The organism is Stieleria sp. JC731 (assembly GCF_020966635.1).
Classification (GTDB): Bacteria; Planctomycetota; Planctomycetia; order Pirellulales; family Pirellulaceae; genus Stieleria.
The window spans coordinates 968161-992079 of sequence record NZ_JAJKFQ010000001.1 but is presented as its reverse complement, the minus strand read 5'-3'; the positions used below and the strand labels follow the sequence as shown (position 1 = coordinate 992079).

Sequence of the window (23919 nt, the reverse complement as noted above, 5' to 3'; positions counted from 1 at the left end):
CGTCCTCGTACCGACTACCTGAGTAGCCATGTCGGAAGCCAGCTTATTTCGCTTTGCGTTTTTCGCGGCTCGCGATTCGCTTCATTTTCTTTAGATCGCTCTCGGCCACCACCCAGCCTCGACAATTCCGCGCGCCACAACAGCACTTCGGAATCCACCATTGGGCTTCCCACTGGTAGTCGAACGTCAACTCAGTTCCCGGTTCGATATTGCAGCGGGCAACCAAACCGTTGGAGGTATCGGTGACCTGCACCATGTCGCAATTGGGATTGCAGGAATGGTTGATGTAGGCCCCCGGAATTGTCGGCTCGAGGTACCAATTGTCATCCAAGTTCATCGCGTAAGTCGAACCGTCGTAGACATCGGCGGCGATCAGTTGGCCGGTGATCTCGATTACCAGCTCGCCCGGCAAGAATTGTCGCGAGGCAATAATGCCGCGTCCTTTTCCTTTCAGCTCCGCAACGTAAACATCGCGGTCTTCGTAGGCTCGGTAGCCGTAATCCTTGTCGACTTGGGCCTGAAGCTTGCGGCGCCGTTTCTTTGATAGTTCCATTCTCGAAGACTTTCTATGATCCAAATGTATCCTGAAGCGAACATCGGTTTGACCACGCCCTAGCGCAATGCGACCATCCCAGATGATGTACTCTTCCTAGCACATTTAAAAGGGTTCACACACGAAATTCACAACACTGATCCGGTGAACCGGAGGTAGTCGACTCCTCCACCTTTAGAAACAGCTTACGCCGATTGAAAACGCGGTAGTGAAAGGCACGCATTCGATTCGGAGAATCGAACAACAGTGTCTCTCAACTTTCCAAGTAGAGCCGCAACCCGGCGAGAACCTCGCCAGCTTGAATATCGCTCAAATGCCCGGGTCCCAGCAATGTATGCTTTCGATTCGGAGAATCGAACGACATTGTCCCTCAACTTTCCAAGTTGAGTCCCAACCCAAACCTCACCGGCTCAAAAACGTTATCCTTATTCGAAATTTCAGTGTAGCTGCACGCTCTCGATTCGGAGAATCGAGCGACACTCAGCACACCCAGATGGTTTCTTGCTGGGCCATTATGTCTCAATTCACCGGTGAGCTATTCGACCACAACGCGGAATTTGAGCAATGGGATCGAACCCGACCTCATCGTCATCAGCCAGCTGTCATTTGCTTTTTGACCATTCGACTGAATGACTCGATTCCCAAACCGGTCATTCTCGGTTGGCATCGCGAGCGAAGGGAGTATCTCCAGCGATTGGGCATCTCGGTCGGTAGCTACTGGAAATCGGGTTACGCACAACTCGCGACGGAACAACAAGCCGATTTCAACAAGCACTTTTCAAGACAACGCGAAATGACACTCGACGCATGCCATGGCGAGTGTCACCTACAGCAGCAGCATCTCCGAGACGAAGTGGCTCGTTCGCTAGAGTCCTTTCATGGTCAACGATATTGGATGGGCGACTATGTCATCATGCCCAATCATTTGCATTGCCTGGTCGCGTTCCGAGACAACGACATTGCCAAGACCCAACCCGGCAGCTGGATGCGTTTTTCGGCACGAAAGATCAATCCATTGCTCAAGCGAACCGGAGCATTCTGGTTTCCCGAACCGTTTGACCATTTGGTGCGAAGCGAGCGGCAGTTGCAGTACTTGAGAGGCTACATTGCAGACAATCCTAAAAAAGCAAATTTGAAACCAGGAACCTTCACGTACCGAAGGTCGCAAGGTGCTTTCTAATGTCCCTCAACTTTCCAAGTTGAGACCAGACAAGCCACTGACCCATTTAGATACGTTCCGAAGCTTGGAATCAGACCCGCAATCGATTCGGAGAATCGATCGACATTGTCCCTCAACTTTCCAAGTTGAGATGCTTCGACAGGGGTTGCATCAAGCATGGAAACTGGCGTGATCTCGATTCGGAGAATCGAGGGACATTGTCGCTCAACTTTCCAAGTTAGTTTCTCACTTAAGTGACTTGCGCTGCCGTACCAGAGGCCTAACCTCACTCGATCGTCAAAGCTACAATCATGCTGCTCTAGCCAGACTGAGGCAAGAAGCCTCCACTAGCAACCAACGTCTGTCACCCACCAACAACGATGGGCGAGGCCCCAACAATGACCGAATCCGAGTTCGAATTTACTCAGTCAGAAACGTTCGGCCAAACCGATATTGGCCAACGTCGCGCGATCAACCAAGACCAATTCTTGATCGCTGAACTCAGTAAATCGATGCTGGTTTCGGCATCTAGCCTGGAAGAAATCCCGGCTGGCCGCTTTCACGGTCGAATGCAGGGCCAAGTGCTGCTGGTTGCCGACGGCATGGGCGGCCACGCGGCAGGCGAAAAAGCCAGCAGCGTCGCAGCGCAGCATCTGATCTCGCGACTGTTAAACAGTGTCCATTGGTTCTTCCATTCGGACGAAGACAGCGAAGAAGTCTTTGTCGATGCCCTTCGGCGATTGCTGCGGGATGCTCATTCCAGGGTTCTGGCCGAAGCCCAAGGTGATTCCAATAACGCTGGCATGGGAACCACATTGACGATGGCCTACATCAATTGGCCAACCATGTATGTCGTCCACGCCGGTGACAGCCGTTGCTACCTGATCCGAAATGGTGCCCCCAAGCAAGTCACTAAAGACCACACACTCGCCAGGCAAATGGTCGAAGCCGGAGGGATGAAGCCGGAAGACGAAGCGACCAGCCGCTGGAGCAATGTGCTTTGGAATGTCCTCGGTGGGCACGGAGAACGGGAGATCCTGGCGGAGGTGCACCGCATCGATTTACAACACGGTGACTCGGTCCTGCTTTGTAGCGACGGGCTTTATCGCTACCTGGACGACAAACAACTTGCCTCATTCGTTCAACAGCAACAGGACGCATCACTGCTGTGTCGCCAACTGATTGATTTTGCGAACGAATCCGGCGGCGAAGACAACATCACCGTTGTCGTTACTCATCCCAAACCGACCGATCGCCCGAATCTCAGTGACAGCAGTCTGACGATCGATAATTCCATCGCCGAAACGGTTTCCGAGCGTCCCACCGATGATGTCACTCAGCTGCCCTAGAAGATTGATCGATGAATCGGCCCGCCGGGGAAATACCGTCGCGTGGGGCTCGTCCCTGACGCTTTAGCGATGTCGAAACACTCAGCTCTTATCGGTCCCATCTGTGGACTCGCGTCGGCGATTCTTTACACGTTGACCAACATCGCCTTGCGACACTGTGTCGAGGTCGATCCCTATCTCGTTTCGGCTGTAAAGGCGGCTCCAACGGTTGTGATACTAGGGCCATACCTTCTGCTGCAATTGAAGCTAGCCGATCACGACAACACCGCTCATTCAAACCTAAACAGCGATGCCGATTCAAGTAGAACGAATCATTCGACACGCAATCGCTTACCACCCCGCCACCACTTACGTCGCTTTATCGGTGCATCGTTCTTAGCCCAGTTTTTTGGGAATGCAGCCTTCCAAAAGGCCCTCGGATACATCGGGCTTGCCGCATCAGTTCCGATCACGCTCGGCGTCTTGATTGTCGGCGGCGCGATCTTGGGTGTCATCATCCTGAGCGAGCCGGTTAGCCGCCGGAAAGTCGTTGCGATGGCGACCTTGATTTTCGCGGTTGTTATCCTTTCCTTGCCTGACTCTTTCGCACCAAGCAACAGTCAATCTGTTTCAGCAGCCGATATCCTGACCGGCTCCCTGTGGGCGGCGATCAGTGGACTCGCCTACTCGTTTTTCGGCGTCACCATGCGCATGACCCTTCAACAGGGATTCCCATCAAGCTTGCTGATGTTCCTTAGCGGAGTCACCGGAACGGTCACGCTATGGGGCTACTGCTTTATTGCGGTTGGCTTTTCCGTTGTCTCACAGACAACACCGACTCAGTGGCTGGCCATGACAGCTGCAGGCATTTTCAATTTCACCGCTTTTGTTGCGATAACGGCATCCCTACGATTACTGCCGGTTGTCGCTGTCAATCTGATCAACGCTTCGCAGGTTGCGATGGCGGCGATCGCAGGCGTGATTCTCTTTGGCGAACCGATGTCGATTCGCTTACTGACCGGGATCGCCCTAACATTCATCGGGCTGGTAATTTTAGCTCGCCGGACGCGTGCCACGGTAGTGGTGACTGACTGAAGACCGCCAGATGAAACGTCCATGCGAAGCGGTCATTCGGTTACCACAAAAATTAGTCTTCGGGCCGCTTCCGTTGCCGATCTCCAGGTAAAATAGCGTTCCCGGCGTGACCCTCCAATCACTGGACTGGCGGCCCCGAACGCCGACTCCCCTCCCTGCCCTTCCCTGTAGGTGCATTGATGAAAAACAAGATTCTTGGTGTTGCAATTGCTTTGGTCCTGGCGGCTCCGTTGACTGCAGCGGATGAAAAGCCCAACAAGAAAAAGGGCCAGCGGAACCAGGTGTCTGCCCAAGTGATCAAGCAGCTCGAAAAGGCTGAATTGACTGACGAACAGCAAGCCAAATTGAAAGAACTGGCGAAGAAGGCCGGCGCTGAAATGCAAGCGATCCGCAAAGAAGCCGGGATCACTCCTGAGTTGATGAAGAAACGCACCGAAGCTCAAAAACAACTCAAGGACAGCGACAAGAAGCCCGTTGAGCGTCTTGCAGAAGTTAACAAAATCGCAGGCTTGAACGAGAAGCAAGCTGCGGCAATCGCCAAGACCAACGAAATGCGCGCTGATCTGTTGAAAAAAGCGGTTGCGATGCTAAGCGAAGAACAGAAGTCCAAACTTCCCAAACAACTGCTACGCCGCACCACAGATGCCAAAGGCGGCAAGAAAGGAAAGGCAAAGAAAGACGCCGCATAGGCTGAGCCACCTTTCAGAAAACCTCTTCTGATCCTTGATTGCAACAATGGGCCGGTGCCAACGCATTGAATTTGTGCGATGGCGCCGGCTTTTTTCGTCGCGTGCGATCACTTCCGGCCCCAGACCAAAGTGACTTGCGTTCGGCCGGGCCAGCCCCTAGCCCGCTAACTTGACATCACGGCTTGCAACCAAAACAATAGACAAAACATCTACATTAAGTTCTCCGAGCGCAAAATCCCCAACCGAGGCCAGCAATGTTTCGATCCCAAACAAGGCGTCTCCTAGACGGGCTTCTCCAGAATGGACGACGCTTACCCGGATGCCCGCGCGGCCGAGTATTCCTGATTAATCGTCTAATCATTTTTGCATGCCTGAGTCTCATCGGGATATCTGTGACCGCGCAGGATCCGAAGAGTGATTCAGGCGACGGAAAAGATGTCACGTTGAAGGATCGTTTTGAGCAGCTCGCCGAACGCATTTCCATTTCGACTGCAGGTCCACCAGCGGAAAGAATCGAAAAGATCGACCAACCAGTCCTTAGCTGGAGCAATCCAGAACGGAACACCACCGCAGGTGCACTACACCTGTGGACGCGAGAAGGTCGGCCCCAAGCGGCGATGTGCTTGTATCCATCGCTGGAAATTGTCCACCTTGAATTCCAATCGCTATCGGATCATCCGTTACTAGCACAAGATGGATACAAACTGATCTGGCAGCCGAACGAGGCGGGAATCACATGGAAAGATCTTCCCAATGCGGAACCGCCTATGAAAACACCGTTTCAGCGTCTTCGCCAAATGCGTTCGCTAGTCAGACGATTCGAAGCCAAGTTGGTCCCGCCTCGAAAAACTGCAGTTCCACTGCGAATGCTCGAACGGCCGATCTATCGGTATCCCAAGTCGTCTTCAGAATTGATTGACGGTGCGGTCTTTTCGTTCGTGCAAGGCACAGACCCCGAAGTCTTACTGCTGCTTGAAGCCTATCAATCCGAAGACGGAGAGAAGTATCGATACGCACTCGCTCGCATGTCCATCGTCCCCACACAAGTTACCTTTGACGAAACCCGCATCTGGGAAACAGACTGGGCAGTCCAAAGGTCTTACACACCATACTGGGTCTACGAAACGAAATAGCTTCATCGTATTTGTTGCGATGTAGCAGTTGGTACCATCACACACGCGACAGAAGCTTCAATTTCGAATTGAAGCTTGTCCTACGGAGGAGACTGCGTCGATATCCCATCAATCCTTTTTGGCATTCGACGCGGCTTGTTTAGCTTGCTCGAGTAGCTCGTTCATTTGTGCGTCGTCTGGCTTGACCTTCAGGTAGCGTTCTGCCCATTTGGTTGCGTCGGAGTACTTTTGCTTTTCCAGGTAAGTCCTGACCAGTCCAAACCATGCGGCGGTCACTTGCCGGCTAATTGCCCGTTCTTCTCCGTATTGTTCGATCAGCGTCTCGGTCGCTTTCAAAAACTGTTTTTCAGCTTCGTCGAATTTGCGTTGTGCAAATAACGCTTGCCCGATGCCGTTTAGAGCCCCCGCATGCGTCGGCTGATCTTTCAGAAGTGACTCGAATTGCTCAATCGCTTTGTCGTATTGTTGGACCTGGATTCGAGCCCAGCCCAACCCGTTACGGGCTTGCTCCAAAGACGAGTTTGCATCGATCGCCTTTTCAAACTTGACGATCGCCAATCGCGGATCTTGGTTGTTCCAAGCCTTCCATCCTTCCGCAGCAAGAACTGCCGCATCCTCTTGCTCATCCGCATCGACCTTCACTGACTGGCGGAACTCGACAACACCATCGGACGACTCTTTCAGAAGCTGCTCGATTCTAGATTGAATGATACTGCTTGCATTTGCTTTTCGCCTCGCAAGCTGTGCCTTGACACGCTGCAGGTTCAACTCCGCTTGGCGAACTCGTTTCGCTTGAAGCTGAAGCTCTAAATCAAAAGCTTGGCGAACAAGTTTTTCGACGAGCATCGGGGTTGGTACTCCCGTTGGCCCGTCGAGGTCAATAACCTCGAACGCGACATCAACCTCCGGGTCAATGACTTCGCCGGCCTTGATTTCTTTCCCTCCCTGTTCAATCGCTTCTTGGCGATGCATTAGCTTCAGTTGCTGCGACTTGATCGTCGCTTCATTTTCACGAAGCTTCGCTTGGGCGAGTGCTAACTCGACTTTCATCTTGCTCATCAACTCGTTCACCTGAGCCGACTGAATCTTAGCAACCTTGTAGATAACATCGTCTCGCTTGATCAAATTTAGCGTTGCAATCTGTTCATTGATTTTCTTGCTATCTCCTCGCACACCATCGACAACAAACTTAGTTCCCAAGTACTCGCCTTGAAACGTTGCGATGGGCAAGCCGGTCAACTCACGAAGCCGCTCACGCATCGTTTGCCCCTCGATGGAATTCCACGAAAACGCCCAAAAATGAGGCTTATCCTCGCCCTGCGCAACCGGGAAATGGGTATAGGTTTCAACGGGCACTCCAACTGGCACCCCTTCAACAAAGTGCTCATAGTAGCCAGCAATGATCACTTTTTTCAGCTTCGCACCATCGGCAACCTGCAGGTTCCATCGCGTGCCGAAGTACCCGGTCATTACCAGCACTATTGGATCTTGTGTCTTTTCGACCTGAACCAACACTCGGTCATCGACACCCCGATTCTTTGGCATGTAGATTCCGACAACATGTAGCTTGCAACCCTCCAATTCTGACGTCGGATTCAGCTCTGCTTGAGCTATCTGAAAACTCGCCAAGATCGCCAGTGAAGCGGCGATCAACCTGATACAAAGTTGATTCGTAACAGTACGCATTCGACATCTCCAAACGCTTGTGTTAATTCAAAGAGAAACAGTGTGTGTCATCGGCTGGTGTTGCTCACGACGCAAAGCGGCGTTATTCCGCTGTCTCGTTGAGCAATTCGTCAAGCTCTCGCTCCAAATCAGAGAGCAGCCGATCATCGAATCGCCAATCGAGTCCATCCTCTGCTCGAGACTCAACCTGACGTGGCAACCGATTGTCAGCCTCTCCAGTTTCCGCCACGTTCTTTTCATCAGTAAGCGACGAAGGTCGATTCTGCGGCGCTGACAGAAACGCTGCGAAACAGCAAGCTCCTGAAATAGCAAGCACGATGCCGATGATGACTTTCCGACGACTCCAAAACACCGACTGCCGAACCGATCGTACGAATGGCTTTTGGATGGTCGTCGGCTGGCGCAGATGGGAAAGGCCTTCTTCTAAAAGCTCAGCGACTTCAGCTGCCGAATCAAATCGATCGACTGGACGTTTCGATAACAACCGATCAACGATCGCTATATACCAAGACGGCAAATCCGACCGATGCTGCAGCAGCGATCGATGTGGCTGGTCAATGATCTTCTTTAACACGCCATAGGGAGATTCGCTTCGAAAAGGCGGATGCCCGCATGCCATCGCGTACATCACGCTTCCCAAACTGAACAGGTCCGTCCGAGGATCGACAGCTTCGCTTGACGCTTGTTCGGGAGACATATATTGAGGCGTCCCGGCGAGTATCCCACTTCGCGTCAAACTGACATCGTCAACTGTTCTTGCCAGCCCAAAATCGGTGATCAAAACCCGTGACACACCGTTGAGCAACAAAATATTCGAAGGCTTGATATCACGATGAATCACCCCCTGCCCGTGTGCCGCAGTTAATCCTCTGGCAACTTGCACGGAGATTTCCAACATGTCTTCGACCGGCAAAGGTGCTTGCCGATCAATCCGCTGCTGAAGCGATTCACCTTTGATATACGGCATCACCAGATACGGCACGCCATTGAATTCATCCACACCGAAGATGCCGATCACGTTTTCATGGACAACAGCAGCGGCCGATTTGGCTTCTCGTGCGAACCGTTGTCGTGATGCGGACAATCCGGAGTAGCTCGGATCCAAAACCTTGATTGCGACCAAACGATCAAGTGACATGTCACGAGCTTTCATAACGATGCCCATTCCGCCGCGACCGATAACTCCGCTGACTTCATATCCGGCAAACCGGCCTAACATGTCGGGATGGTCGGTCGGATCGAGCAGCGATGTGACTTCCCTGCCCTGCCCTGCGAAGCTCTCCGTTTCATTGCGATTGCTATCGATTGCCAATGTTTCGTCAACGCTCCCCAAGAAACGTTTGGTATCTGCCCAAAACCCTTGGATCGCAGAACGATCATCGAGCTTCGATCGGCACTGAAAGCACTGCTCCAAATGCCTTTCCCAGGTTTCGATTTCAGAATCGGACAACTGACCAGCTAAGAAAGAATCCACCCGGTCATCGTCGCATATCAATTGGCTGTTCATTGAGATTCACCTTCGTCGACGAGATCAAGCTCTTGCACTTTTGTTTTCAACCTGCGAATGACGCGGCTTCGCGATGTGTAGACACTCCCTTCGCTACAGCCGAGACGCTCGGAGATTTCACGTGCAGACCGTTGCTCGATCGCACTAAGATAAAAGGCCTCCCACATTTCCGGTCTCACCTCTTGCCGGACTTCATCCGCCGCAACTCGGAAGATTTGTCTCCGATATTGAAGATCCAAGACCCGTGTTTGCTCATTTGGATCGGGCAAAACTTGAAGCCACTGCATCACCTCGCTGCCACCGGCTGCAACATCCTTCTTTTGCCGCGTCATCGCATTGATGATCGCGCGACGAGCGATCGTCTTCAGCCAAGTACGAAACTTTGCCCGACCGGGTGAATAATCGAACTGTCCGATCGCGTTTGAAATCGCAATCAAAACTTGCTGTGCTAGATCTTCAGCGTCCGCCGATTGCATCCCGTGCTGCACCGCTAAGCGACATACGACCGGTCGATAGAGTCGAGAAAACTCGGCCCATGCATCGAAATCGCTTCGATCATGAAGTCGCAGAAGCAGGCTGGCACGAGTTTCCGGAACAGTCATCGGATCCTATGTCACGAATGTCAGTTTGCTGCAATGTTGTGCCTTCTAGATCCAGCATCCTCTGGGTCAGACACAAACATCAGATTGAGGACACAACTTTAACTCGAACGCGGCTTGAATATCCCAGCCGCAACTCCTCGATCCGAAGTCCTACACACACCCACGATGAGAACCTGACAGCGAATTAGGAAAAATACTTAGAAAACTGACCGTATCGAATCATCGGAACTGCTAGGCTACCGAGGCAAAACGCAACCGGCCACATGAGTGGCACCACAGAAACGAGTCAGTTTCCTAGATTCGTGGTCCCTGTAAATCACGCGGCGGCTTCCAGCGTGCGAGCCATACCGAACGGAAACGGTGCCCTAAAGCTAGTCGCAACTTGACTGTCAATAGCTTCGCATGGCCGCGTGATCCGCTGCTTTGTTTCATCAAGACACTCGGCAATGCCGGTTTCGAACGACCTTGATTTCAAACACTAGGTAGACAACTGAGATTGTTGCAACTCACACTTGTGGAGTTTTCCGATGCATCGATTGGTCAGTCTCTTTATCTTCGCACTGGTTGTTCTGGCAACCAATAGCTATCGCTCGCTTGTGAAGGGAGCGGAAACGACTCTCTTTCTTGCGGACGGACAAACGGACAGTTTGTGGACCGTTGATCTGCAAACTGGATTTGCCACAGAGGTCGGCAGTTTAGGTCTCGATGCAAACTACGTCGGATTGACCTACAACGGAAACGACGGGCAGCTATACCTTTCTAGCAATAGTGGTGCTGATACAGCCAATAACTTATATGTTGTTGATCAGATGACCGGTGCGGCGTCGCTGGTCGGAAACACCGGCGTCGCCAACCTTACGGGGCTTGCTTTTGATCCCGTCAATAAAGTCATGTACGGTGGAACCGGCACCGGAAATTCGCTTTATACAATCAATACGACCAACGCTTCGACAACGTTGGTCGGTTCTTACGGTGTCTCCGTTAGTGGTCAGGGGCTGGCGTTCGATCCAATCACTCAATCACTTTGGCTCGCTGACGCATTGACGGATAACCTTTTCGAAGTCAACACGATGACCGGTCAAGCATCTCAAGTCGGCTTCACGTCGTTGACCGCGCCCGTTGGGCTTGCTGTCGATCCATTGACCGGATCGATTTATAGCGTTGACCATTTAAGCGATGCCCTTTACACGCTGGACCGAACGACTGGCACGGCTACCTTCATCGGCCAACTCGGTTTCGACGCTTTTAACGTTGGCCTTGCTGCTCGAGTTTCCGCGATCCCGGAGCCTTCAATCATCAACACCTGCGTGGCATTAACGGCCGCTTTTGCCGTCCGTCGCAGGCGGCGCCGATCAATGCGAGCCGTTAGCTGTTGACCTTTTACCGATCAGCCTCTTTCCGATCAGCCCTGCACCGTTTCCAGAATCCGATTAGCCCTGGACGGTTTCCAAAAACGGAATGATGTGCGATTTATAGGTAAAGCCGGCGGTCTCACCCACGTCGACGAATTGCTTGATTAGCTTGCCTTCGGCATCGAAAATCAGGACCGCTGGGATCGATGGCAATTCCATCGATTCAAAGACTTCGTCGCTGGGCGTTTGGCAAAGAAAATTTTGGAATTTTGCTCCAAATGATGCCAAGACTTCAGTCACTGAATCCGAATACGACTCGGGCGGTTTTGTTTTGCGTCCGTCATAGTCGAGAGAAACGGCAACACAAGCGATCTTGCCGTCCATTTCATTGTTCAGTTTGACGAGTTCAGGAAACTCTTTCAAACAAGGGATACAACTGGTCGACCACAGATCCACCACCGTCACTTTACCGGTGGACTTCACGTGTTTTTCAACGGCTTCCCAGGTTGCCAATTGAAGATTGATTGGTGATGACGAAACACTCGACGATTCGTCTAAATCTGGCAACGTCATTCCGCCTGAATTTGCCTTCTCGGTTCCTGACGCGGCGTCCGAAGCGGTAGGGATCGGTTCATCAGGAAGCTGCATTCCACCTTCCATCGACGGACCACTGGAAACATTCTCATCACCATGCGGAACCGAAACGGTGTCCATTTCGGCACTGACCGACGGCGAATCACTATCGGCGTTCGTGGGAGGATTGTCATCTTTTGCCGCTTTCCCACATCCAACTACCAAAAATAGTAGCGAAGCGGTCACCCAAATCAGGGGACGCCCGCGGAATCGACAACGTTCAAAAACAACTGCGGTCATCGGAAAACAAAGCCCCATCGGAGTAAGAGAAAGGCAAGTTGTCGTTGGAGGTCGCAAAAATCAACGCGAGGATCGCGTGAACGTTCTGCTAGTTGCCAACTTTATGAGATACACTGGACGCTCCCAACCAGAACCTAGATTGTCCAAGAACCGATCGATGACCGCAACAGATGGAGACATGTCGACGACCCAATTAGTGGTCGCCTCAAAACAGGGTGATAATAGCGCCTTTGGCAAGCTGCTGGAACAATACCGAGGGTACCTGATCATGCTTGCCCACCGACATCTATCGGATCAATTGCGACGTCGCGTTGATCCGGTCGACATTGTGCAAGTGACCTTCTTGGAAGCAAAACGAGATCTCGATAGCTTTCGCGGCGACAGCCCTGCTGAATTTGCAGCTTGGTTACGTGGAATGCTAAAAAACAACGTTGCCACCGCGGTCACTCGGCACGTGATGACTCAAAAACGATCTGTTCGTCGGGAAGTCGCCGCAGACGGTCAAGCCGGCAACGACTCCGCGGGCGCACCCTGGATCACACAGTTACCCGGCAGCACAACCAGTCCATCTGGTATTGCCATCAAGGCCGAGGCGGCAATCGCTTTGGTCGAAGCTTTACACCAGCTGCCCGAAACTCAGGCCGAAGCGATTCGTTTGCGTTATATGGAAGGCTTGCCGCTGGCACAAATCGTCGAGCGAATGGGTAAATCCGATACCGCGGTCGCCGGATTGCTCAAACGCGGACTTCAGAAGCTACGTTTGATCATCGATCCGAAGAACAATCCCTACATGTAGCCTGCCCCAACACGCTTGCCACTTGCCAGGCTTTCGGTCACGCGCCCGAATCCCAAAACATTCGTGCCGAATAACTGGAACCAGTCATCGAATCCATCTGCCAACTGTTTTCCTATGCCATCTCCCCCGGATGCTGACGATCCAATCGACGAAGCTTTTGCGGCTTATTTAAGATCCGTCGATGAAGGCTCCGTCGGATCGCGCGAAGAGTTCCTGGCTCAGTTCCCGGAGATGGCCGATGAGCTGAAGCACTTGATGGAAGCGGCCGACGCGATCGATCAATTCACCATTTCGGGAAACAACTCGCTTTCCGGTTCTCCCAAAATTATCCCCGGCTCCGAAACCGTCGCATCGAATGCAGTCGATCCAAATCAATCCGGCGGCGATCCTGCCGAAACGCTCCCCGAAGCGGTACGGGACAAAAACGATCCGGGGCCGACACTGCCCTACGACTTAGGTGACTACGAGCTACAAAAAGTCGTCGGTCGAGGCGGAATGGGTGTCGTTTATAAAGCCGAACAAAAAGTCCTCAATCGCACCGTCGCTGTAAAGATGATTCGCGGCGGCATGCTGGCATGCGAAAGCGACGTTCGACGCTTTTATACCGAAGCACAGGCGGCGGCAGGACTTCATCACCCCGGTATCGTTCCCGTTTATCAATTCGGTCATCGTTCCGGGCATCACTTTTTCTCGATGGCATTGATCGAAGGCACCGACCTTCAAAAGAAAATCAATGAACAGGATGAACTTTGCATCGAAACGGCCGCCCGCTACGTACGTGACGTCGCCCGGGCAATTGAACACGCACACCAAAACGATGTTCTGCATCGTGATTTGAAACCGGCGAATATCCTCGTCGATCAGAAAGACCGGATTCATATCACCGACTTTGGACTAGCAAAAAATCTCGGCTCTGATAGCTCCGTCACCGGCAGTGGGGCAGCTGTAGGAACGCCCAATTACATGGCGCCCGAACAAGCCGGTGGCCATAGCGACCGGGCCACCAAACAAAGCGATATCTATTCGCTCGGTGCGATCTTGTTTGCCTGCATCACGGGACGACCGCCTTTGGTTGGCGATTCAGTTGTTGACACCTTGATGCAAGTGGTCCACGAACCGCCACCACCGATGCGAAACTTTCGATCCGGTGTCCCCGCGGATTTGGAAACGATTGTCGCGAAGTGCTTGGAAAAGCATCCCAAAAAGCGTTACAACTCGGCAGGTGCTTTGGCAGAAGACTTAGACGCCTTTATCGAAGGCCGCCCCATTCTGGCGAGACCTCGTGGACGTGTCTTACAACTTTGGCACTGGTTCAGTGGAGTGCCATTAGTTGGCGCTTTGATTGGTCGAAAAGTCGTACGATCCTCGCCAAGTCATCGCCGATTTCAGTCAGCCATGTTGCTGATGTTTGCCTGCACCCCGTTCTTCTTCGTCGCACTGGCGCTGCTTTACAGCCACCACATCCAGTCGATGCCAGATCATGTCACCGTTGCCGGTGGACTTGAACAAGGCGTTTACAATCAAATTTCAACCCAAATCGCATCTCGCCTCCGAGAAACCGAAGGGATTCAGGTCGAAGTCGTTGGCACCGGCGGTTCGGTTGACAATCGACAAAGGCTTTTGGACAAACGGGTGCTCCTCGCTCCCATGCAAGCCTCGGCGATCAACGATGATCGACTTTGTGTCATCGCACCATTGTTCTATGAAGTCGCCCACTTGTTAGTACGAGGCGAAGACTTCGATCCGCAATCGACCGAAATCGAACCCGAACAATTGGTCGGCCGTGCGATCGCGGTCGGACCGGCAGAAAGCGGTTCGCGAGGCACGGCGAAAATGATTTTGGATTCGTTAGAAATCGCGACGGATGTTTCACCGCGAATCGCAATCGAGTGGTCCAAACTGAAATCATCAGAAGCGCCAAACATCGCGTTGATCTGCGTCGGCAGTGGAAGCGAACTGATTCATGATTTGCTTAGTATCGGATGGCAATTGAAGTCAATTCCTCAAAGCATCATGATTTCGATTCATCACCCGACGTTACGTCCGATGACCATCGACCTTCATGATTACCCGGAGATCTCCATTCCAAAATCCGGGGTTCCGACCGTCGGCACCACTGCGTTCCTTGCTTCCCGCCGTGATGCTCCAGCTGAACTGGTGCAAGCGACTCTAGAACTGCTCTACAGACCACCGACGATCTTCGAAGACTTGATCCCGCGCGTTCGCGCCGCCGAATGGCAAGGATTGGACTTTCACCCCGCCGCACGCCAGTACTTCTCCACGACCAATGGTGGCATAAAGTAGCTGTTCTTGGCGCAACAATCGTCATGTTCACTACAACCGGACTGACTGAAAAGTCGTGCAGTTTTCTCCTTCAGCTTGGGCAGTGCACCGGCACCTAGAAAACCTAGTGTTGCCTATCAAGACCGCACAACTCCTTCGTTGAAGCCAACGGGATGGCTTCAGGGAATTCGCCACTTGGCAGTCATGCCAGGGCAAGCTCAGCAGAGAGTTGCGGTCACCAGACGTCCAATGACGGTCCGCGCGAAAACCTTGCCCCAATGCTTCGGCCGCCTAACCACCTCATGCAATCGTCCGCCGGCCGCAACTCGGAAGCGACCGTGCAGGATTCCGCGCAATCAGAACGCTTGCACTCTCAATCACTGCGCAGCAAGATCGTTCTCGCCTTGGCATTGATGCTCGGAATCGTCGTCGGTATTGAGGAGTTTGTTCGGCAATACGTAATCGCCACCGAATTCATCGCTCTAGAACGCGTCACGGCACTAAAGGAAACCAATCGTGTTCTGTCGGCAATCAACACCGAAATTGATTATCTGACCGAACTGGCCCATCGCGAAACCGGCCTGGCGGTTCACAATCCCGAACAAACGATCAAACCCTCGAGTGCATCGAATCGGATCCAGTGGAGAGCTCTCGTTGATCAACAAGGAAGCTGGAACTGGATCACCCGACCGGAAAACGTCCCCGACTTGTATCCTCGGATCACGCGACGACTGGATCAGAAAGATTGGACTGATTCAAACTCGGTTTCAGGAATTTCTGTTGATCATCAAAACCGCTTGATCCTTTTCGCCGCAGTCCAGTTGCGGCCCTCCCAGGATCCCGAACTGTCGACAGGAAAATTCTATGTCGTAGGCAGACCGTTCGATGGCGACCTGATCGGTGATTTGCAGCGTCGAACAAGCGTCCCATTTTCCATCAGTCGATTGCCTTCCCCTGCGATTCGAGACGGCAAGCTTCACATACAGCCTGTTAACGAATCACTGTTGTCGGTGCATTCGCCGCTGCTGAATCCTCAGGGCGATGTGCTGGCAGAATTACTCGTTAGCTTGCCTCGTGACCTCATGATTCGCAGCAAACGAACCACAGCAATCGCCCGCTATCTGTCGCTTTGTGGGGTCTGCGGTTCGCTACTGATGCTCTTCTTACTACTACAGCGTCTTGTAATTGGCCGCCTAGAAACCATTCGTCAACACACAGAACGGATTGCCCAATCGGGTCTTATCGTACAAGACACCGATGACGAAACGTTTGCAATTGTCGGCAACGACGAAATCGGTCAACTTGCCGAATCCTTCGTGAGGATGCGTGATCGCTTGGGTGATGCGCAACGACAACTCTCTGACGCGTCTCATGCCGCGGGGATGAGCCTAGTTGCCGACACTGTGATCCATAACGTTGGCAACGTCCTCACCAATGTCAACAGTTTGATGGAAACGGTGACCAACCGTGTAAACAACCTGCGTGTCGAACCGCTCGAAAAACTAGCCGAACGTCTCGATCGCGACGACACCGATGAGGCATTTCGACAAGCGACGCCAAAGTACCTTCATCGGCTTAGCGAAACACTTGAAGGCGATAAACACGACTTGTCGGAACTGCTAGATACGCTTCATGACAACATTCAACATATCCACCAAGTCATCAGCGACCAACGCAAACACACCCATCAATCGCTTCAACTTTCTCCGCTCTCGTTGACCAAGTTGATCCGTGAAGGCATCAAATGTGTCGATGCGAAACTGCGTGAAGACAGCATTCGTGTCGAAGCGGACATCCACACCGATGTGACGATTTGGTCTGACAGGTCACTGCTGCTGCAGATCCTGATCAACATCATCACCAATGCGGGAAATGCGGCCAGTGGCAATCCATCTCCCGGCCATCAGCCTTTGCTGCAAATTGACGTGATCAAAACACGAACTGCTGTCCGAATTCGCTTTCGTGACAATGGGTGTGGAATGGATCAATCGACACTATCACGGGTATTCGACGCGCACTTTACAACTCGCGAATCCGGCAGCGGACTAGGCCTACATTTTTGTGCCAATGCCCTAAAACGGCTCGGTGGCGCGATCACCGCAATGAGCGATGGTCTTGATCAGGGTGCGACATTTATCATTGAACTGCCACTTCGTCGCCCCGACAGCAACACGCCTTCTTCAGAAACCGACACGGATGATTCGACTTCATTAACCCCGGACGATACAGTCAAACTCAGTCACGCATCAGAAATGGCCTCGGACGGAGTTGATCTTCACGGGGGTCATATCGGATGAACGACTTCTTGCTAGAACGACACATCCTGGTCATTGACGATCAGTCTGAAATCCATGCGACATTCAAAAGGATTTTTGAGACAGACCGCAAACAAGACGACGATTTGGACGACTTTGAAGCGAAGTTTTTGCAAAATGAAACGGCTTCAAATTCGAATGCCAAAGATACCGAGGCGCCAACATTCTCGCTGACACATGCCTACAGCGGTGAAGAGGGTGTCCATTGCATTCAGCAATCAATCGAATCGGGACAACGGTTCTCTGTCGCGTTTGTCGACATGAGAATGCCCCAAGGGATGGATGGGCTGGAAACGATCAAGCGTTTATGGCGAATCGATTCCGATATTCAAGTGGTTATCTGCACAGCCTACAGCGACCACACCTGGGAAGACATCGTTCAAAGCCTCGGTTACAGCGATCGTCTGTTACTACTTCGCAAGCCGTTCGCCCACGACGAAGCCAGACAACTGGCACTGGCGTTGAGTGAGAAATACCGGTTAGCGATTCGGCAAAAACAAAAGATGTCGACTCTCCGCGATGAGGTCGACCGCCGCCGAAAAGCCGAATCGGAATTGCGTGATATAGCTCATCGTGATTCGTTAACGGACCTACCCAACCGTCCGTTTCTGATCGAAAAGCTTGAATCCGTTTTGGCAAACCAGGGCCCCAAACGCAAAACATTTGATGCGTTGCTGTTTTTGGATCTTGACAATTTCAAAATCATCAATGACTCATTGGGCCATGATGCGGGTGACGAACTGCTAAATCAGGTCGCAATGCGACTGCAAGAATGTGTACGCGAACGCGACACGTCAACACGCTGCCCGGAAACCTGTGAGCCGCTTCACACTGACGATGCGGACAAGACAGTTCGACTTGGAGGCGACGAATTCGTCGTCTTGCTGGAACAAATGATGCATCGTGACGATGCCCTGCGTGTTGCCCGTCGTATCGTCAAACGCATCTCCGAACCGTTCCAAATCGGTGCACGCTTGGTAACCGTTGGGACGAGTGTTGGTGTCGCGTTCCTAGAAGATTCGCTTGATGATGCCCACGACGCGTTGCGCAATGCCGATACCGCGATGTACCAAGCGAAGAATTCTGGCAAAGGCCAGATTGCGGTCTTTGACCAGACCATGCATGACGCGATCGTCGCGCGGCATGAACTAGAAGCTCAATTGCGTGAAGCTCTACGAAACGAACAATTTGAACTTCGCTTCCAACCAATCGTCGGTCTGCTCGATGGCACGATTCAAGGTGTCGAAGTCCTCTCACGCTGGCGAAACTCCGAAGGCAACTACATCCCGCCAAGTAAGTTCATCCCCATTGCTGAAGAAATCGGGCTCGTCAGCCAGTTCGGTGAATGGGTGCTCGAACAATCAATGCGTGAATTCAGTCGCTTGATGATGTCTTTCGCCGACTCCGATCGACCTGATGTCTACTTAGGTGTCAACGTTTCTCGGCGTCAACTTGCAGACCCGTTCTTCACAGATCGCCTTATTGCGATCCGCGAACGAACAAAATTCAAATGGTCGCTTAAACTGGAAATGTCCGAAGCCAGTGACGCTCGCCACAGCGAGCGGTCTCGGCAAACAATGCAAGAACTGTCTGACCTGGGAATCGGCATCCATATCGACGACTTTGGCAAAGGCAGTTCATCGCTGACCTGCTTTCATGAATACCCGGTTGAAACTGTCAAGATTGACAGAACGTTCACCGCATCCATCGTTGTCGACCATGGCCATGCGATCATCGCACAAGCGATTATGAAACTCGCACATCACTTGCTCGCCAAGATCGTATGCCAAGGGGTGGAATCTCCCTTGCAACTCAATCTGCTGCAACAATGGGGATGCGATAGCGCTCAGGGATATCTCTTCGCACCACCAATGACGATCGAAGGACTACGCAGCCTGCTACTTGAACCGACCAGCAGTCGGGGAATTCAAATCATTCGCTCCGGATTGCCAATCGCGTTGCCAATGCCGGCACCGCCACCATCATCTTTTATCCAGAACCGCCTGACGCCTTAGTGGTCATGTCCAGAATGGTCGTGACCTTCATGATCATGGTCATGTGACAGGCTACCGGTAAACGACTTTCCTTCGATATTCAGTACGATGACGCCTTCGGCTGCCGCTTTCATCGACTGAACCAAGTCTGCTTCGGTCGATAGGAAATGGGAAGCTTTCCCGTCAGCGTTCTTTTCAACGGATGCCAGTTCAAAGGATTTAACTTTGCCATCCAGCTTTAGACTGACCGTTAAGGTCTCTGCCGCGATAGCCACTTCACTCTCCGCCGCACCATCCAAAATAAACATTTCCACATCCTCATCATCGTGAATGAATTCGATGTGGTAAGCCTCCTGCCCGAGTTCGACTAGTTCACCGCCGTGTGGCCCGTGCTCGGGATGCTCGTGCGCACCATGATCGTGACTATCCAGACCTGGTGGCAATTCATCCATCACAATTGGACTGTCGTCGACTTCGGTCTTGGCTGAGCCACCGTTGCACCCAACCAGAGCGACGATGCTTAGCAGAGCGATCGAATGTTTCAAATACATCATTGGATCCTCGATTGTGAGTATCTTGGTACGCGGACGAGATTAAATGTGCTGTTTGATCAATGGGTGTGTTTGGTTTCAAAGCCAAGTTTTTTCAACCAGCCTTCCCACTGATGAGCTTCTTTGTGACTTTTCAGCGAAAGCTTTTGCCACTGCGGGCATCTGTATTTGACATCTTGATGTCCGCCATGCGCGCTGACTTCAACTTCGCAACGTAGTTTCTTCAACGTCCCGACGAGCTGCTCACCTTTCTTTCCCTCTTCGGCATGCGTCACCTTCCATTTTTCCAATCGGTATTCGACGATTTCTCGCGACTGAGCTGTAACACCAGCAGGGACGCCATCTGCTCGAACATTGTTATTTGACGCGACAAACAACCCAGCAACAAACACAACTGGAATCAACAGTCCTTTCAACATCATCACTCTCCATAATTATCCGGCGTATGGCCATTACCTAGCGTACCGCCGGAAACGGGTATTGGGACGCCACTACAAACGTGGCGACCTAGAATTCGAATCTGCCCAACGAAGTTCAATGGCTAGGCTTTACCTTGGGCTTGGGGTCAGCAAATAGATCTTGGTCGGTTGTCGAAACGATTTGCTTTCCAGCCTCTACTCCAACCATCCAGAACAGTGCAGGACGCACAAAGAACTCCGCAAGTGTGCTGGTGATCAGACCACCGACGATGACGGTGGCAATCGAATACAGAATTTCTTTTCCAGGCTCACCTGCGGCCAGTGCCAACGGTAACAGTCCGATTCCACTTGTCAGCGCCGTCATCAAGACTGGCGCCATCCGTTCCTGTCCTGCACGTCGCACCATAGCTCTGGTCCAACCTTCCCCTTCAAACTTGACCAAGTGCACGTAGTGGTTGAGCAACAGAATTCCGTTTCGGCTGGCGATACCGCAAAGTGAAATGAATCCTACCATCGCAGCAACCGTCAAGTTTTGACCGGTTAGCTGCAGCGCCGCGACGGCTCCGACAAACGCTGTCGGCAACGCGACGAGTACCTGCATCGCGAAGTTTACATTTCCAAAGAGCGTGTAAAGCACCAAGAACATCCCTAGAAACGCAACACCCGATAGCAGTGCCAACCGCCGAGAAGCCGATCGCTGACTTTCGAACTGCCCTCCATATTCCAGAAAGTAACCTGGTGGCAAATCGACGTTGGCAAGACGTGTTTTGATGTCCGAAACGACATCCACCACACCACGATTTGCAACATTCGCCTGCAATACAATTCGACGGCGAACCTGTTCGCGTTTGATCGTATTGGGGCCACCGCTTTCATAGATTCTGGCAACGGTTTCCAAAGGCAAACGCCCATCATCGGGTAACGGAACGGTCAAACGTCGAAGCTTCGAAAGGTCTTCGCGATACGGTTCGTCCATACGAACGACAAGATTGAAACTGCGTTGCCCCAACAAAATTTGGCTGACCACTGTCCCGTTCATCGCGGTTTCGACCATCTCCATCACCTGAGCTGGTCGCAGACCTGCTTGCTTCAACGCTTGTCGGTCAAGTTCGATTCGCAGTTGTGGAATATTGGTCTGCTGTTCGATCATCACGTCCGCCAACCCTGGAACGCTTGCGATCTCCGCTTTCATCTCCTCCGCCTTTTTCCGCAGCAGATCCAAGTCGTCACCGTACAGCTTGATACCGATCTGAGCTTTGACTCCGGAAATCATGTGGCTGATTAGGTGAGCCAACGGCTGCTCCGTACTTGAAACTACACCGGGAATTTCATCCATGGTGAGACGGATCGATTCAATTGTTTTTTCTCGGTCAGCTCCTTCCTCTATCTCCAAATACATTTCGGTGACATTGACACCTTCGGCGTGCTCGTCCAATTCTGCTCGCCCTGTTTTCCTTGCGATCGAACGCACCGTAGGAATCTTGATCAGCTCTTCTTGAATCGCCAGGCCGATCTTGTTGCTTGTTGCAAGTGACGACCCTGGTGGCAACAAAGCATTTACCTGCACACAGCCCTCATTAAAAGGAGGCAGAAAGTCACTTTCCAGACGCATCAGTGTCAGTGCAGCAAATGCAACGGTGACTAAAGTCAAACCTAGAACGAGACCTGAAAATTTCGTGCTGAAATCGATCGCGATCTTGGCAATCCCGTGCAAACCTTCGAGCAATCGCCCCTCTTCAGCGTCCTCGCCTCCCAACAGTCGTTCTGCGACCTGCATCATGATCCAGATCGGTAGCGTGAGGACAATCGACCACCAAAGGTTGCCTCCAGGCAAGTGCACATCCCAACCAACAAAATCAAAGACTCGTGGAACGCACCAATACACCATCAGCATTGCGACCACGAATGCAAACAGGGGCAAAACGAATCGCCATGCTCGACTCCCGACAAGCAGCAATGACGACAGGGCGGGAGTGACGGTCAATGACACAACCAGGGAAGCCAAAAGCGAAACAACGTATCCCATGGCCAAAGGAACGAATAACTTTCCTTCCATGCCCTCCAGTGCAAACAGAGGCAAGAAAACCATGACAACAATCGCCGTTCCGTAGACGACGCTACTTCGCACCTCGATGCTTGCTTCATAGACGACTTTAATTGCATCTCGTAATTTCTGGGCTGACGAAAGGCTGGCGTTGCTCTTTTTCAATCGCCACTCTTTCAGACGGCGAAAGATGTTCTCGACATCAACAATGGCGTCATCAACCAGTTCGCCGATCGCCACCGCTAGCCCACCCAGAGTCATCGTATTGATCGACAGACCGAAGGCAGCGAACACAATCGCGGTGGTGATGATCGATAATGGAATCGCTGTGAGCGTGATAAACGTTGTGCGAAAATTCAGCAAAAACAAAAACAGAATCACCAGGACCAACACGCCCCCATCTGCCAGGGCTTCGATCACGTTGTCAATTGCTCGATCGATAAACGACCGTTGCGAGTAAACGTTTTCGATGCGAATGTCATCGGGCATCGCCACCTTTAGATCTTCCAATGCCAACCGGATGGCATCGTCAACCGCGCGAGTGTCTGCACCAGGTTGCTTGTTGACGGTCAGGACAACGGCGGGTCCGCCTTCGATCGTTCCGTCACCCTGACGAATCAACGCAGACGAATCGCCGCGTTTGACTTGGGCGCCCTCCACAACGTCTGCAACATCGGCAAGCGTCACCGGGCGATTCTCTCGCATCACCACGACGATTTGCCGAAGGTCATCCAAGCTTGTCAGACGCCCCAACCCACGCACCAACAGTTCGTTGCTGCCCTGTTCATCCAGGTATCCGCCGGTCGCGTTTAAGTTAGATTCTTGCACGGCCTGATGGACTTCGTGAATCGTCAAATCGAACTCGCGAAGCTTGTCCGGATCCAATAGCACTTGGTATTGCATCCGCCCTCCGCCCATCGTGAAGACTTGCGAAACTCCAGGGATCGTTAACAGCCGCTGCCTGACGATCCAGTCGGCCATGGTACGGACTTCCATCGGCTCTGTTTCACCACCTTCACTCCACATCGCGTACATCAAGATCTGCCCCATAATGGACGAGATCGGTGCCAGTGTTGGTTTGATACCTGCAGGCAAGTTTTCTTGGGCGAGCTGTAGCCGCTCGTTGACGATCTGACGGTCGTTATAGATATCCGTTCCCCAGCCGAATTCCACATAGATCACCGACAACCCGATGCCGCTGCTGCTGCGAACGGCTTCGACACCACTGGCCCCATTGAAAGCCGTTTCCAAAGGGAACGTGATCAACGCTTCAACTTCTTCGGGTGCCATTCCCGCCGCCTCGGTCATGATGACGACGCGAGGACGATTTAGGTTGGGAAAAACGTCGATCGGCAAACGGATCGCCTGCCAAGCTCCCATCCCCATCAGGATGACAGCGACCGCAAGCACAATCAGGCGATTGCGGAGTGAGAAACGAATAATGGAATCAAGCATGACGACACGAAACCCGAGTCAGAATCGATAGTGAAATGAATGCGACACTTTCCGCAGAAGCGTTTACGAGACGCTTGCGATGAAA

18 protein-coding genes are annotated in these 23919 nt (G+C 52.3%); 10 read left to right on the top strand and 8 right to left on the bottom strand.

Features of this window, described 5'->3' with window-relative positions; all coding sequences use genetic code 11:
• Positions 1 to 43 precede the first annotated feature (43 nt).
• Positions 44 to 553 (bottom strand): SET domain-containing protein, encoded by a 510-nt coding sequence (locus LOC67_RS03240; RefSeq protein ID WP_230261075.1) that lies wholly within the window; start codon positions 551 to 553, stop codon positions 44 to 46.
• A 514-nt stretch (positions 554 to 1067) separates the two neighbouring features.
• On the opposite strand from LOC67_RS03240, the gene LOC67_RS03235 reads away from it, so the two are divergent.
• The 5 genes from LOC67_RS03235 (at position 1068) to LOC67_RS03215 (ending at position 5957) form a co-directional block, all read left to right on the top strand.
• Positions 1068 to 1733, top strand: a complete 666-nt coding sequence (locus tag LOC67_RS03235) for a hypothetical protein (RefSeq protein ID WP_230261074.1) — start codon at positions 1068 to 1070, stop codon at positions 1731 to 1733.
• A 377-nt stretch (positions 1734 to 2110) separates the two neighbouring features.
• Positions 2111 to 3061: a PP2C family protein-serine/threonine phosphatase gene (locus tag LOC67_RS03230; protein WP_230261073.1), complete on the top strand. Its 951-nt coding sequence runs from the start codon at positions 2111 to 2113 to the stop codon at positions 3059 to 3061.
• Between the two features lie 69 nt (positions 3062 to 3130).
• The gene (locus LOC67_RS03225) at positions 3131 to 4135 is read left to right on the top strand and encodes a DMT family transporter (RefSeq protein WP_230261072.1); all 1005 of its coding nucleotides are present in this window, start codon (positions 3131 to 3133) and stop codon (positions 4133 to 4135) included.
• Between the two features lie 179 nt (positions 4136 to 4314).
• Positions 4315 to 4824, top strand: coding sequence for a hypothetical protein (locus LOC67_RS03220; protein ID WP_230261071.1), 510 nt, complete (start codon positions 4315 to 4317; stop codon positions 4822 to 4824).
• Between the two features lie 392 nt (positions 4825 to 5216).
• Positions 5217 to 5957 (top strand): hypothetical protein, encoded by a 741-nt coding sequence (locus LOC67_RS03215; RefSeq protein ID WP_230261070.1) that lies wholly within the window; start codon positions 5217 to 5219, stop codon positions 5955 to 5957.
• Between the two features lie 108 nt (positions 5958 to 6065).
• On the opposite strand, the gene LOC67_RS03210 is transcribed toward LOC67_RS03215, so the two are convergent.
• The 3 genes from LOC67_RS03210 to LOC67_RS03200 all read right to left on the bottom strand — a co-directional run bounded on the left by LOC67_RS03210 (position 6066) and on the right by LOC67_RS03200 (position 9752).
• A complete protein-coding gene (locus tag LOC67_RS03210) occupies positions 6066 to 7643 on the bottom strand; it encodes a tetratricopeptide repeat protein (protein WP_230261069.1) in 1578 nt (525 codons plus the stop codon).
• An 82-nt stretch (positions 7644 to 7725) separates the two neighbouring features.
• Positions 7726 to 9117 (bottom strand): serine/threonine-protein kinase, encoded by a 1392-nt coding sequence (locus LOC67_RS03205; RefSeq protein ID WP_230261068.1) that lies wholly within the window; start codon positions 9115 to 9117, stop codon positions 7726 to 7728.
• 29 nt (positions 9118 to 9146) lie between these two features.
• Entirely contained in the window at positions 9147 to 9752 is a 606-nt protein-coding gene (locus LOC67_RS03200; RefSeq protein WP_230261067.1) for an RNA polymerase sigma factor, read from the bottom strand.
• 527 nt (positions 9753 to 10279) lie between these two features.
• Between LOC67_RS03200 and LOC67_RS03195 the strand changes: the two genes are divergently transcribed.
• Positions 10280 to 11128, top strand: a complete 849-nt coding sequence (locus tag LOC67_RS03195) for a hypothetical protein (RefSeq protein ID WP_230261066.1) — start codon at positions 10280 to 10282, stop codon at positions 11126 to 11128.
• A 54-nt stretch (positions 11129 to 11182) separates the two neighbouring features.
• Here the strand turns inward: LOC67_RS03195 and LOC67_RS03190 are convergent, their stop codons facing one another.
• On the bottom strand, positions 11183 to 11977 hold the full coding sequence (locus LOC67_RS03190; RefSeq protein WP_230261065.1) for a TlpA disulfide reductase family protein: 795 nt from the start codon (positions 11975 to 11977) through the stop codon (positions 11183 to 11185).
• Between the two features lie 178 nt (positions 11978 to 12155).
• Between LOC67_RS03190 and LOC67_RS03185 the strand changes: the two genes are divergently transcribed.
• From LOC67_RS03185 to LOC67_RS03170, 4 genes are all read left to right on the top strand, one after another.
• On the top strand, positions 12156 to 12773 hold the full coding sequence (locus LOC67_RS03185) for a sigma-70 family RNA polymerase sigma factor (RefSeq protein WP_230261064.1): 618 nt from the start codon (positions 12156 to 12158) through the stop codon (positions 12771 to 12773).
• Positions 12774 to 12887: 114 nt separating this feature from the next.
• Entirely contained in the window at positions 12888 to 15077 is a 2190-nt protein-coding gene (locus LOC67_RS03180) for a serine/threonine-protein kinase (protein ID WP_230261063.1), read from the top strand.
• A 281-nt stretch (positions 15078 to 15358) separates the two neighbouring features.
• Positions 15359 to 17353, top strand: a complete 1995-nt coding sequence (locus tag LOC67_RS03175) for a sensor histidine kinase (RefSeq protein ID WP_230261062.1) — start codon at positions 15359 to 15361, stop codon at positions 17351 to 17353.
• Positions 17350 to 19386: an EAL domain-containing protein gene (locus LOC67_RS03170; RefSeq protein WP_230261061.1), complete on the top strand. Its 2037-nt coding sequence runs from the start codon at positions 17350 to 17352 to the stop codon at positions 19384 to 19386. The genes LOC67_RS03175 and LOC67_RS03170 overlap by 4 nt, the downstream gene beginning before the upstream one ends.
• Here the strand turns inward: LOC67_RS03170 and LOC67_RS03165 are convergent.
• The 3 genes from LOC67_RS03165 to LOC67_RS03155 all read right to left on the bottom strand — a co-directional run bounded on the left by LOC67_RS03165 (position 19383) and on the right by LOC67_RS03155 (position 23834).
• Positions 19383 to 19919: a hypothetical protein gene (locus LOC67_RS03165; protein ID WP_230261060.1), complete on the bottom strand. Its 537-nt coding sequence runs from the start codon at positions 19917 to 19919 to the stop codon at positions 19383 to 19385. The genes LOC67_RS03170 and LOC67_RS03165 overlap by 4 nt on opposite strands.
• Positions 19920 to 19975: 56 nt before the next feature.
• Positions 19976 to 20338, bottom strand: a complete 363-nt coding sequence (locus tag LOC67_RS03160; protein ID WP_230261059.1) for a hypothetical protein — start codon at positions 20336 to 20338, stop codon at positions 19976 to 19978.
• Positions 20339 to 20450: 112 nt separating this feature from the next.
• Positions 20451 to 23834 (bottom strand): efflux RND transporter permease subunit, encoded by a 3384-nt coding sequence (locus LOC67_RS03155; RefSeq protein WP_230261058.1) that lies wholly within the window; start codon positions 23832 to 23834, stop codon positions 20451 to 20453.
• Positions 23835 to 23919: the final 85 nt, after the last annotated feature.